The 13071-nt window shown below is 74.6% G+C and carries 7 protein-coding genes; 5 read left to right on the top strand and 2 right to left on the bottom strand.

The features are described from left to right. Positions 1 to 59: 59 nt before the first annotated feature. A complete protein-coding gene (locus ACZ31C_RS17765; RefSeq protein ID WP_465796192.1) occupies positions 60 to 4643 on the top strand; it encodes an ATP-dependent helicase in 4584 nt (1527 codons plus the stop codon). Position 4644: 1 nt separating this feature from the next. On the opposite strand, the gene ACZ31C_RS17760 is transcribed toward ACZ31C_RS17765, so the two are convergent. Continuing rightward, positions 4645 to 5205: a hypothetical protein gene (locus ACZ31C_RS17760; protein ID WP_465796191.1), complete on the bottom strand. Its 561-nt coding sequence runs from the start codon at positions 5203 to 5205 to the stop codon at positions 4645 to 4647. A gap of 114 nt (positions 5206 to 5319) precedes the next feature. On the opposite strand from ACZ31C_RS17760, the gene ACZ31C_RS17755 reads away from it, so the two are divergent. After that, a complete protein-coding gene (locus tag ACZ31C_RS17755; protein WP_465796251.1) occupies positions 5320 to 6153 on the top strand; it encodes an SAM hydrolase/SAM-dependent halogenase family protein in 834 nt (277 codons plus the stop codon). A gap of 24 nt (positions 6154 to 6177) precedes the next feature. Next, on the top strand, positions 6178 to 6420 hold the full coding sequence (locus ACZ31C_RS17750) for a CPCC family cysteine-rich protein (protein ID WP_465796190.1): 243 nt from the start codon (positions 6178 to 6180) through the stop codon (positions 6418 to 6420). A 52-nt stretch (positions 6421 to 6472) separates the two neighbouring features. Here ACZ31C_RS17750 and ACZ31C_RS17745 read toward each other — a convergent pair whose 3' ends face one another. After that, complete coding sequence (locus ACZ31C_RS17745) at positions 6473 to 7690, bottom strand: hypothetical protein (protein ID WP_465796189.1); 1218 nt, start codon at positions 7688 to 7690, stop codon at positions 6473 to 6475. Positions 7691 to 7801: 111 nt separating this feature from the next. Between ACZ31C_RS17745 and ACZ31C_RS17740 the strand changes: the two genes are divergently transcribed. Both ACZ31C_RS17740 and ACZ31C_RS17735 read left to right on the top strand, forming a co-directional pair. After that, complete coding sequence (locus tag ACZ31C_RS17740; RefSeq protein WP_465796188.1) at positions 7802 to 8635, top strand: zinc finger domain-containing protein; 834 nt, start codon at positions 7802 to 7804, stop codon at positions 8633 to 8635. Between the two features lie 246 nt (positions 8636 to 8881). Next, positions 8882 to 12661 carry a hypothetical protein gene (locus ACZ31C_RS17735; protein ID WP_465796187.1) on the top strand — a complete coding sequence of 1260 codons (3780 nt, stop codon included), beginning with the start codon at positions 8882 to 8884 and terminating at the stop codon, positions 12659 to 12661. Positions 12662 to 13071 lie beyond the last annotated feature (410 nt).

The following is a 13071-nucleotide window of genomic DNA, read 5'->3' as shown; positions in this document are numbered from 1 at the left end:
AGACATACTCTCCGCCGGCGTACCCCGAGGATGTCGGTCTCCGGAGGCAGGATGGGGTCGTGGCGGATTCCAGCGGCAGGTCGACCGGGGTGCTCTCCCGCTTCGGTCCGGCGACCCGGGAGTGGTTCGGGGCGGCCTTCGCCGCACCCACGGCGGCGCAGGCCGGTGCCTGGACGGCGGTCGCGGCCGGGCGGCACGCCCTGGTGGTGGCACCGACCGGGTCCGGCAAGACCCTCGCCGCCTTCCTCTGGTCGCTCGACCGGCTGGCCCGCGAGCCGGCCCCGGACGACCCCCGACACCGGTGCCGGGTGCTCTACGTCAGCCCGCTCAAGGCGCTCGCGGTCGACGTCGAACGGAACCTGCGCGCCCCCCTGGCCGGCATCCGGCAGGCCGCCACCCGGCTCGCGCTCCCTCCGCCGGAGATCACCGTCGGCATGCGGACCGGCGACACCCCGGCCGACGAGCGGCGGGCCTTCGCCCGGACTCCCCCGGACATCCTGATCACCACCCCGGAGTCGCTGTTCCTGCTGCTCACCTCCGCCGCGCGGGACGCACTGCGGGGCGTCGAGACGGTGATCGTCGACGAGGTGCACGCGGTCGCCGGCACCAAACGCGGCGCCCACCTCGCGCTCTCCCTGGAGCGTCTCGACGAGCTGCTGCCCACCCCGGCGCAGCGGATCGGGCTCTCCGCCACGGTCCGACCGGTCGACGAGTGCGCCCGCTTCCTCGGCGGGGCCCGCCCGGTCGACGTGGTGGCCCCGGCCAGCGCCAAGACGATCGAGGTGAGCGTCCAGGTCCCGGTGGAGGACATGACCCGCCTCGACGAGCAGGAGCAGCCGGAGGACGACCTCGGCCGCCCCCGGTCGGCGTCGATCTGGCCCGCCGTCGAGGAACGCGTCTACTCGCTGATCCGGGCCCACCGCTCGACCATCGTCTTCACCAACTCCCGGCGCAGCGCCGAGCGGCTCTGCGCCCGCCTCAACGAGCTCGCCGTCGAGGAGAGCAGCGAGGAGACCACGGACGGGGCGATCCCGCCGGGCGGGCGTCCGGTGCGGACACCGGCGGAGATGATGGCCCAGGCCGGGGCGGTGGCCGGTGTCCCACCGGTGATCGCCCGCGCGCACCACGGCAGCGTCTCCCGCGAGGAGCGACGGCACATCGAGGAGTCGCTCAAGGCCGGTCAGCTTCCGGCCGTGGTCGCCACCTCCAGCCTCGAACTCGGCATCGACATGGGCGCGGTCGACCTGGTGGTGCAGATCGAGGCGCCGCCCAGCGTGGCCGCCGGCCTGCAACGCGTCGGCCGGGCCGGGCACCAGGTCGGCGCGGTGTCCCGTGGCGTGGTGCTGCCCAAGCACCGGGGTGACCTGCTCTCCTGTGCCGTGGTCGCCGAACGGATGGGCGACGCCGCGATCGAGGAGCTGCACCATCCGCGCAACCCGCTCGACGTGCTCGCCCAGCAGATCGTGGCGATGGTCGCGCTGGACGAGTGGCCGGTGGCCGACCTGGCGACGGTGGTCCGCCGGGCGGCGCCCTTCGCCGAGCTGCCCGACTCCGCGCTGCACGCCGTGCTCGACATGCTCTCCGGCCGGTACCCGACGACCGCCTTCGCCGAGCTGCGTCCCCGCCTGGTCTGGGATCGCGCCACCGACCTGCTGACCGGCCGGCCCGGCGCCCAACGGCTCGCGGTGACCAGCGGCGGCACCATCCCCGACCGGGGTCTGTTCGGCGTCTTCCTGGCCGGCGCCGAACGCGCCGCCCGGGTCGGCGAGCTGGACGAGGAGATGGTCTACGAGTCCCGGGTGGGCGACGTCTTCCTGCTCGGTTCGTCGTCCTGGCGGATCGAGGAGATCACGCCGGACCGGGTGCTGGTCTCCCCCGCACCCGGACAGGCGGCGAAGATGCCGTTCTGGAAGGGCGACCAACCGGGCCGTCCGGTCGAGCTGGGCCGGGCCATCGGCGCCCGGGTACGTGGCCTGCTGCGCCAGGGCGACGAGGAGGCGACCGCCGCGCTGCGCGCCACCGGCCTGGACGACTGGGCCGCCGGCAACCTGATGGCATACCTGCGAGAGCAGCAGGCCGCCACCCGGGCCCTGCCCGACGACCGGACGGTGGTGGTCGAACGGTTCCGCGACGAGTTGGGCGACTGGCGACTGGCGGTGCACAGCGTGCTCGGCGCGCGGGTCAACGCGCCGTGGGCACTGGCCGTCGGGCGACGGCTGTCGGAGCGGTACGGCGTGGACGCCCAGGTGCTGCCCGCCGACGACGGCATCGTGGTCCGCCTGCCGGACACCGCCGACACGCCGCCGGGCGCCGACGTGGTGGCCTTCGACCCCGAGGAGATCGTTCAGCTCGTGGAGGAGTCGGTCGGCACCTCGGCGCTGTTCGCGGCCCGGTTCCGGGAGTGCGCCGCGCGGTCGCTGCTGCTGCCCCGCCGCGACCCGCGTCGCCGCCAGCCGCTCTGGCAGCAGCGGCAACGCGCCGCCCAACTGCTCGACGTCGCCCGCGAGTACGCCGACTTCCCGGTCACCCTGGAGGCCGCCCGGGAATGCCTCCAGGACGTCTTCGACCTGCCCGCGCTGACCCAGGTGATGCAGGACCTGGCCGGTCGCCGGGTGCGGCTCGTCGAGGTGGAGACCCCGCGCCCGTCGCCGTTCGCCCGCTCGCTGCTCTTCGGGTACGTGGGCGCCTTCCTCTACGAGGGCGACTCGCCGCTGGCGGAGCGCCGGGCGGCGGCGCTGGCGCTGGACTCGGCCCTGCTCGGCGAGCTGCTCGGTCGGGTCGACCTGCGCGAGCTGCTCGACGCCGAGGTGCTCGCCGAGACCGAACGGCAGTTGCGCTGGCTCACCCCGCAGCGCCGTCCCCGCGACGCCGAGGACGTGGTCGAGCTGCTGCGCCAGGTCGGCGACCTGAGCGACGACGAGCTGGCCGAACGCGGAGTACCGGTGGACTGGCTGACCGAGCTGGCCGCCGCCCGGCGGGTACTGCGGGTCCGGATCGCCGGGCAGGACCGCTGGGTCGGGGTGGAGGACGCCGGCCGGCTCCGGGACGCGTTGGGCGTGGCCCTGCCGGTGGGCGTCGCCGAGGCGTACCTCGAACCGGTCGCCGATCCGCTCGGTGACCTGGTCGCTCGCTACGCCCGTACGCACGCGCCGTTCGCGGCGAGCACCTGCGCGGCCCGGTTCGCGCTGGGCGTCTTCGTGGTGGAGCAGGCGTTACGTCGGCTGGGGGCCCTCGGCCGGGTGGTCTCCGGCGAGTTCACCCCGGAGTCGGTCGGCACCCAGTGGTGCGACGCCGAGGTGCTGCGCCTGTTGCGCCGCCGTTCCCTCGCCGCGCTCCGCCGCGAGATCGAGCCGGTGCCGCCCCGGGCGCTGGCCACCTTCCTGCCCCGCTGGCAGCAGGTCGGCTCGTCGGCGCGGGGAGTCGAGGCGGTGGCCGCCGCCGTGGAGCAGTTGCAGGGCGTCTCGGTGCCCGCCTCGGCCCTGGAACGCCTGGTGCTGCCGGCCCGGGTGGCCGACTACTCCCCCGCCCACCTCGACGAGCTGTGCGCCAGTGGCGAGGTGCTGTGGGCCGGCGCGGGTGCGATCTCCGGCGGTGACGGCTGGGTCGGCCTGGCGTACGCGGACGCCGCCGCGCTGCTGCTGCCGCCGACGGACGACACGCTGGCGCGTACGCCCCTGCACGACGCGGTGCTGGACGCGCTCGGTGACGGACAGGCGATGTTCTTCCGCCCGCTGGCCGACCGGGTCGGGTCCACCGACGACGCCGCGCTGACAGCGGTGATCTGGGAACTGGTCTGGTCCGGTCATCTCACCAACGACACGCTGGCACCGCTGCGGGCGCTGCTCGGCGGCGGTGGCGCGCACCGGTCCCGACCGACCGCCGCGCGGGGCCGCTACCGGCGGCCGGGGCGGGTGGCCCTGCCGGCCCGGGGTGGCCCGCCGACAGTGGCGGGGCGCTGGTCCCGGCTGCCGGAGCGGGACACCGACCCGACCCGGCGGGCCGCCGCCCTGGCCGACGTGCTGCTGGAGCGGCACGGTGTGGTGACCCGGGGCGCGGTCGTCGCCGAGCAGGTGCCGGGCGGGTTCGCCGCGGTGTATCCGGTGCTGGCGGCGATGGAGGAGCGCGGCGCGGCCCGACGGGGGTACTTCGTCGACGGGCTGGGCGCCGCGCAGTTCGCGGTGCCCGGCGCGGTGGACCGGATCCGGGCCCTGGCGGAGCCGCTCGACGGCGGGCGGGCGAGCCGAGGTGCCCCGGCGGTGGTGCTGGCCGCGACCGACCCGGCCAACCCGTACGGCGCGGCGCTGCCCTGGCCGGAGCGGGTGGTGGACTCCGGTGACGCGTCGACACCGGCGCCCACCGGGCACCGCGCCGGGCGCAAGGCCGGTGCCCTGGTCGTGGTGGTCTCCGGTGACCTGGTGCTCTATGTCGAGCGTGGCGGCCGGACGATCCTCAGCTTCACCGACGACGCCGACGCGTTGACCGCCGCCGGCAAGGCGCTGGCCGACGCGGTCCACTCCGGTGCGCTCGGCCCGATGTCGGTGGAACGCGCCGACGGTGAGGCCGTTCGCTCGTCGCCACTGCGGGACGCCCTCACCGCCGCCGGATTCCGCACCACTCCACGCGGCCTGCGGCTCCGCGCCTGACTCAGTCGAGCTCGGTCAGCGCCTTCTCGTAGGCGGGGCGGTCGGCGCGGGGCGTCTTGGCCTCCAGGTAGTTGAGCACGACGGTGCCGGAGCGGAACGAGGCACCGGCCCACACCTCGGCCATGTCGGTGGCGCTGACCTCGTCGGGGAAGACGTAGACGGCCACCCCGTCGGTGACCACGATCTCCGAGCAGCCCAGGCCGAGCCCGTCCGGCCCACAGTCGACGGAGCGGTCCTTGGACTTGCCCGCCTTGAGCCCGGCGCTCCGGAACGCGGCGACGACCTCCCGCGCGCTGGGCTCACCGGCCTTACGAGGCGGCAGTTCCACCGGGGGCGGGCTGGGCGGACGGCGTTCGGTGCTGCCGGTGACGGTCGGCTCGGCGGTGGACGGCCCGCTCGACGGGGCGTCCGACGGGGCCGGCGCGGTGGCCGGCGCGCTGGCCGTGGGCGGCGCGCTCGTCGGGTCGGCGGCGGACGGCTGTTCCTTCTCCCCACCACCGCAGGCGGTGAGGGCGGCGGTGACCGCGACGAGGACGAGGGCTGGCAAGATCCGGTGGCTCACTTTGAGCAGTCTGCCGGGCGGGCGGCGCGCTGTGCAGTGGCCGGTCGGTCAGGCGGCCTGTCACCTATCCGGCACCCGCACCGGACCGTACGATGCGGTGCCGTGACCAGCAGCGTGGACCGCGTCGTCTCGTTCACCACCGACTACGGCCTGACCGACGGATTCGTGGCGGCCTGCCACGGGGTGATCGCACGGCTCGCCCCGACGGTGCGGGTGATCGACGTGACGCATCTGGTGCCGCCGGGCGACGTCCGGCGGGGCGCGACGGTGCTCGCCCAGACGGTGCCGTACCTGCCTGGCGGCGGGGTGCACCTGGCGGTGGTCGACCCCGGCGTGGGGACGGCCCGGCGGGGCGTCGCGCTGGCCACGCCCGGGGGCCTGCTGGTGGGGCCGGACAACGGCCTGTTGTGCGACGCGGCCGACGCGCTGGGCGGGGTGCGTGCCGCCGTGGAGCTGACCGATCCGGCGTGGCTGGCCGCGCGGGTCTCCGCCACGTTCCACGGCCGGGACGTGTTCGCGCCGGTGGCGGCCCGGCTGGCCACGGGAGCGCCGATGGCGCAGGCCGGTCCGGCGGTCGATCCGGGAACGCTGGTACGCCTGCCGGAGCCGGTGGTCGAGTCGACGTCAGACGGTTTCGTCGCCGAGGTGCTGAGCGTGGACCATTTCGGCAACGTGCAGGTGGCCGCGTCGGCCCACCTGCTCGCTCCGCTGCCGGGCCGGTTGCACGTACGCCCGCAGGACACCGAGTCGGCGCGAGTGGCGGTGCACGGGCGGACGTTCGGTGACGCGCCCGTCGGTGGGCTGGTGGCGCACGCCGACTCTGCCGGACTGGTGGCGCTGTCGGTCAACGGTGGACGCGCGGTGGACCTGCTCGGGGTGGTACCGGGTACGCTGCTGCGGGTGTGGGCGGCCCCCGCCGACGAGGTGCCCCGCGCCACACGGCCGTAACGTCTACTGTGGAAAGCTGTTCCGGTGAACGATCGCTGGGTTCCCGCCGCCTGCCCCTGCTGCGCGTACCGGACCGGCGGCGGCACCTGTCCGGTCTGTTTCTGGACCGACGACGGTCAGGGCGACGCCGACGCGGACGTGGTCCGTGGCGGCCCGAACGGGGACCTGAGCCTGTCGCACGCCCGGCTGAACTTCGCCGTCTACGGCGCCTGCCACCCTCGCTACCAGGACGCGGTCCGGGCTCCTCGGCCGGACGAACTGCCCTGAACCCAGGCCGGGCCGGCGTGGGAGGACACCGGCCCGGCTCCGCGCGCGGAGTTCAGCAGCGCGGCACCGTGGGGCCCCAGACCGCCGAGACGTACGCGTGGCTGACGAACTGCCCGCTGGCGAGACGGTTCCATCGGTTGGTGGTGCGGTACGGCCCGGCCACCGTCTGCCCGGTCACGTAACACTCGACGGGCACGTGGGAGTAGCGGGCGGCCAGTCCCCGGCTGGCGTAGCCGGTGCCGGCTCCGGCGCGGATGTTCAGCGGCCCGTCACCGATCACCGCCCGGCTGCCGGTGCCGGTCCACAGGTAGGCCACGTCGACCCAGGTGTTGGTGGTCAGTTGCAGCCCGTCCCAGAAGGTGCCGTCGGCGAGGTCGATCCCGGCGGGGTTCAGCACCGTACGCCCGAACTGGTCCCGCCCGCCGTGGTAGCCGTTCTGGTAGGCGGCCTGTGCCTGCGGACGCCCCTGCGGCAGGTCCTTCCAGTTCTCCCGGACGGCGCTGGGGTTCCAGTAGTCGTCCCGGGTGTTCCACGGTCCGACGTCCCAGACCGGCGCGTACGTGCAGCGGCTGCCGTTGGTGGTGCAGACCCGCACGGTGTAGTCGCCGCTGTTGCGCGGGGAGAGGCTCCGCCGCGACGGCAGCGCCACGAAGTGGTCGCGGGGCGCGACCGTGTGCCCGTTGGCGGTCACCTCGCCGACCAGGCCGATCCGGGTGGTGTAGACCCGGTAGATGCGGCCGGGCGTGGCGGCGGCGACGGCCACCCCGCCGGTGTCGGCGGTGATCCGGACGGCGCGGACCTCGGCGGTGGCGCCGGCCGGGCCACCCGTGAGCACCACCCGGGTCTGCACCCGCCCGATCGGCCGGTCGAACACCGCCGCCGGTACGGCGTCGCGCCATTCGGTCCAGCCGGTGTCGTGCCAGCCGCGCACCTGGACGCTCGCCGTGGCACCGGCCCGGGCGGTGGCGGTCACCTCGGCCCGGAACCGGGTGGCCGGGCTGCTCAGGGTACGCGGCGCGGCCACCAGCATCCCTTCGGCGACGGCGCTGCGGCGGGCCGGCACGCCGGGTGGCCGCGCGTCGGTCAGCCGCAGCCCGGACCGGGTGTGTCGGACGTTGACGTCGTCGGCGTCGACGGTGGACAGGGCGGCGTTCCACGTGTCGGCGCGGGCGGCCGAGGCGGGCGCGGGGGGCGCCAGGGTGACGGCCAGGACAGCGGACAGGACAGCGGCCGGCGCGATCGCCGGTCGCGATAGACGAATGCGATTCATTCGTTTTCCTCCTCAGATCTCCCCGATAATGCTCATATAAGGAGATCGAACCGAAGTGACATACAAATAGCGATACATGCGAATTCGGTTCGGGTGAGGGAGGATGGTGGGGTGCCCGAAGGTGACACCGTCTGGAACACCGCCCGCGTCCTCGACCGCGCCCTGGCCGGCGCCCGGCTGACCGGCAGCGACTTCCGGGTGCCCCGACTGGCCACCACCGACCTGACCGACTGGGCGGTACGCGAGTGCGCCAGCCGAGGCAAGCACCTGCTACTCCGCCTGACCGCGCCCACCAGCGCCGCCCCCGCCACGGCCAGGGTCGCCCCCGCCGGCCCCACCCAGGAACACTGGACGCTGCACTCGCACCTGCGGATGGACGGCACCTGGCGGACGTACGCCCCGGGGGAACGCTGGACGGCCCGGCCGGCGCACCTGATCCGGGTGGTGCTGCGGGCCGCCGCCGCGACGGCCGTCGGCTACCACCTGCACGACGTGACACTGGTGCCCACCGCCGACGAGGACCGACTGGTCGGGCACCTCGGCCCCGACCTGCTCGGCACCGACTGGGATCCGGCCGAGGCGGTACGCCGGATCGGCGCGCACCCGGACACCGCGATCGGTGTCGCGCTGCTCGACCAGCGCAACCTGGCCGGGGTCGGCAACCTCTACAAGTGCGAGGTGCTGTTCCTGCGCGGCGTGCATCCGCGTACCCCGGTCCGCGAGGTGCCCGACCTCGACGGCCTGGTCCGGCTGGCCCAGGAGTTGCTGGCCGCGAACCGGGGGCGGTGGACGCAGAGCAGCACCGGCTCGCTGCGGCGGGGCCAGACCAGCTACGTCTACGGCCGCCGGGCACAGCCCTGCCGCCGCTGCGGCACCGCGATCCGCAAGGAGGAGCTGGGCGAACGGGTCACCTACTGGTGCCCGGTCTGCCAGCCCGCCGCCTGACTCCCGACGGCGTGGAAGTTCCGCCGCTCCGGACGCAAGTTCCACGTACGTCTGCGCAGGTGACGGGCCGGGTCGGAGTGGCGCAGTCGACACGCCGGGCGGTCGGCAGATAGGGACGATTGGGTACTTCCTAACCGACCCCCGGTCGTCGCATGCTGCGATTGAGCGCTCACGGATCGTCAAAGTCGCGCGCCGAGCCTGCCACATCGCGGTGGTGGCCGCCGCGCCCCGACCCCGGGGAGAGCCATGGCCGTGTTCCGCAGATTCCGGTCGACCTGGCGGGATCGCGCCACCCGCAACGGCGAGTCGAGCCCGGGGGCCGTCCCCGAAGCCCGCACCGACCCGGACCACGCGGACCCCGGCTCCGTCCCGGCACCGCAGGGCGCATCGGCTTCCCCGGCACCGCCCGCCCCGCCACGGAGTACGCGATCCGCCACGGCCCGGAGCGCACCCCCGGCGGAGGCGTCACCGCCCGGCCGGACGGCACCGCACGCGCCGACCCGGAGCGCGCCGGGCGAGCGACCGTCGGCACCGGCCAGCCTGGACCCGGCGGCGGCGCCCCGGCTCTTCGGAGCGGTGCCGAACCACGCGTACAGTCCGCTGCCGGTGGTCGACTCCGACGGCGCGGTGGTGGGCGGCACCGGCATCCGCAAGTTCGTCGACCCGCTGCCCGGTCTCGGCCCGCTGGGGCGTACGCCGCTCGGCGCGCACCTGCCGGTCGCGGTGCCGGACACCATCAGCTACCCCGGCTGCGACTACTACGAGATCGGTCTTGCCGAGTACACCCAACGCCTGCACAGCGACCTGCCGGCGACCCGGATGCGGGGCTACCGGCAACTGAACCTCGGCACCGACGTCGACGGGCACAACACGGTGGCCCCGCCCCGCCAGCCCTGGCACCTCGGGCCGGTGGTGCTGGCCCGACGCGGCCGACCCGTACGGATCAAGTTCATCAACCAGCTTCCCGCCGGGCCGGCCGGCGACCTCTTCCTGCCGGTGGACCCGACCGTGCCGGGGGCCGGGAGCGGGCCGCTCGGCGGACCGGCACCGTACCCGCAGAACCGGGCGGTGCTGCACCTGAGCGGCGCGTCGACCGGTTGGGCCAGCGCCGGCAACCCGTGGCAGTGGATCACTCCGGCCGGGGAGATCACCCCGTACCCGACCGGGATCGGGCTGACGCACGTTCCCGACATGCCGCACCCGGGGCAGGGCGCCACCACGCTCTACATCCCGAACGAGCAGAGCGGGCGGCTGCTCTGGTTCCACGACAACACCGCCGGGCTGTCCCGACTGACCGTCTACTCCGGACAGGTCGCGCTCTATCTGCTCACCGACGAGACGCAGGAGCGGCTCGCCGACGACGGGGTGCTGCCGTGCGAACAGCTCCCGCTGGTCTTCGAGGACAAGACCTTCGTGCCCGACGACGCGCAGCTCGCCACCCAGGACCCCACCTGGGACCGCAGCCGCTGGGGGACACGCGGCAGCCTCTGGCACCCGCACGTCTATCAGCCCCGGCAGGACCCCCACCGCCCCGAGGGCGTCAACCCGACCGGTCGCTGGGACTACGGCCCGTGGTCGCGTACCGCCGTGTCGGCCGGGCCGGAGGTCACCGCCGCCACCGTGGCCAACCCGCACCACGACCCGGTCACCGACCCGGACGAGCCGCCGGAGGCGCCGGGCGTGCCGCACCCGAGCGCAGTGCCCGCCGCGTATGGGGACACGGTGCTGGTCAACGGCGCCGCGTACCCGTACCTGGAGGTGGAGCCGAAGGTCTACCGGTGGCGGATCCTGAACGCCTGCACCGACCGGTGGCTGAACCTCCAGCTCTACCGGGCCGCCTCGGACGAGCCGATGTGGACACCGGAGGGCCGGCTGGCCGACGCCGACGCGGGGGAGGTGCCGATGGTCGACGCGGTCCGGGCACCCGGCCGGCCGACGGGCTGGCCGACGGACGGCCGCCCCGGTGGCGTACCGGACCCGTCCGCCGCCGGACCGGAACTGATCCGGATCGGCAACGAGTGCGGCCTGCTGCCCGAGCCGGTGGTGATCCCGAACCGCCCGATCGGATTCCGGTACGACCGGCGCGAGGCGACCGTGCTCAACGTCGACGGGCACGCCCTGCTGCTGGCCCCCGGCGAACGCGCCGACGTGCTGGTGGACTTCGCCGCCGTCGCGCCGGGCAGCACGTTGATCCTCTACAACGACGCCCCGGCACCGCTGCCCGCGTTCGATCCTAGACACGACCACCACACCGACGGGCCCGACCGCACCGCCGAGGGCGGCGCGCCACCGACCCGTCCCGGGTACGGCCCGAACACCCGCACCCTGGTGCAGTTCCGGGTGACCGGCTCCCCCGCGTCCCCGTACGACCTGGACCGGCTGCGCGAGCGGCTGCCCGGCGCGTACGCGGCCAGCCAACGTCCCCCGATCGTGCCGCAACCCGCCTACGACGCCGGCTTCGGCACGGTCTCCGCGCCGACCCGGTTCCCGGTGCACGCCGCCGCCGTCACGTTCACCCCGACCAGCGGCACCGCACCGGTGACGCTGCCGCTGGCGGTCAAGGCCGTCCGGCAGGTCTTCGAACCCGAGCACGGGCGCGCCACCGGCCGCCTCGGCGTCGGCCACCCACACGCCGGCCCGCTCGACGAGCCCACCCTGCCGCTCGGCCCCGCCGACCCGGCCACCGAGACCCTGCACGTCAGCGACCCGGCCGTCCCGATCGGCGCACCCGGTGACGGCACGCAGCTCTGGCGGGTACGCGGCACCGGCCGACACACCCACCCGGTCCGCTTCGACGGCCTCGACGTGCAGGTGGTCAGCCGGGTCGGCCGCGACGGTCGGATCCGGCCACCACACCCCGGCGAACTCGGCTGGAAGCAGGTCGTCCGGGTCGACCCGGGCGAGGACGTGCTGGTCGCGCTCCGCCCCGAGGCCCCGCCGCTGCCGTTCAAGCTCGGCGACAGCATCCGGCTGCTCGACCCGACCCGACCGGCCGGTGTACCCACCGGCTCCACCGAGATCAGCCCGCTCGACGGGCGTCCCGCCTCGGTGGTCAACCGCCTGGTCAACCTGGGTTGGGAGTACCGCTGGGGCAGTGCCGCGGCGGGCCTGCGCGACCAGGGCATGAGCCGTCCGCTGGTGGTCCGCGTCGCGCCCCGCTCCCCCACCGGCCTGAACGCCACCCCGGCCCCCGGCTCGGCCACCGCCCTGCCGGCGATCAACCTGACCTGGACCGGCAACGGCAGCCTGCCCGCCGCCACCAGCCACCTGCTGCACCGAGCCACCGACTCCACCTTCGCCGGCGGCCTCACCGAGATCACCGTGGCCGGCACCGCCACCCGCTACACCGACGCCACCATCACGCCCGGCGTCACATATCACTACCGTCTGCGCGCGGAGAACACCGTGAGCTGCTCCGCCTGGTCGAACAGCGTCCCGGCCGCGGTGCAGCTCACCGCCCCCACCGGCCTGACCGCCACCATCCCACCGGCCGCCCCGCTACGGGCCGCGCTGCGCTGGGCCAACCGCTCCTTCGCCACCGGCATCGACGTGCAGCGGGCCACCAACCCCACCTTCACCAGCGGCCCCGGCACCACCGCCATCGGCGTCGGCGACCACCACCTGGACACCGCACTCGCCCCCGACACCACCTACTACTACCGAGTACGCACCACCTACCTGGGTGTCGCCTCGCCCTGGTCCACCGTGGCCACCGTGATCACCCCGCCGGTGCCCGGCGTACCCACCGCGGTCAGCGTCGCCATCAGCACCCCCGACCCGGACACCGCGACCGTCGTACTCGGTTGGGCCGCGAGCACCCCCACCGGCGCGGGAGCCGGCTTCACCGTGGAACGTGCCCTGGACGCCGCGTTCACCCGCGAACTGGCGACCTTCACCGTCACCGGACGCGGCTTCACCAACACCGGCCTGGCCCGAGGCGTCACCTACCACTACCGGATCCGCTCGTTCAACGTGGTGGCCGCGTCCGCGTACACCGGCACCATCCCGGTCACCACCCCCGTGTGACCACCCCGCCTCGCCCCCGCCACCCCGCCGGTGCCGCCGGTGCCGCCTGCCCGCCGACGCCGCCTCCCGCCGACGCCGCCGATCATGGAGTTGTGGCAGCGACAGAAGGTGCACTTCGCCACGGAATGACGACCTCAACTCCATGATCGACGCGTCAAGGAAGACGGCGGCCAGGTGGGGAGGACGCGCTCGGCAGGCTTCGGGCGTGCAGGGGCGGTGGGTAGATCTGTTGTCGATACAGCGACAACAGATCTACCCACCCACGTCCTCAGGCGCGACGGCCTGATGGCCGACCGCCCGAATTGCCGCACGCGACGAACCCCGACTCCATGATCGACAGGCCAACGTACCTGAGCGTGCACGGGCGCAGCGGCATCAGCGTGGCACCCGGGCGACGACGAGACGTGTGA

The sequence above is a fragment of the Micromonospora sp. NPDC023869 genome, from assembly GCF_055559695.1.
The sequence above is the reverse complement of the archived record's forward strand: the minus strand, read 5'-3'. Positions and strand labels throughout refer to the sequence as shown.

Excerpts from the sequence above, each read along its gene's own strand:
- ACZ31C_RS17745 (WP_465796189.1), bottom strand. The coding sequence starts at position 7,690 with ATGAATCGCATTCGTCTATCGCGACCGGCGATCGCGCCGGCCGCTGTC.
- ACZ31C_RS17735 (WP_465796187.1), top strand. The coding sequence starts at position 8,882 with ATGGCCGTGTTCCGCAGATTCCGGTCGACCTGGCGGGATCGCGCCACC.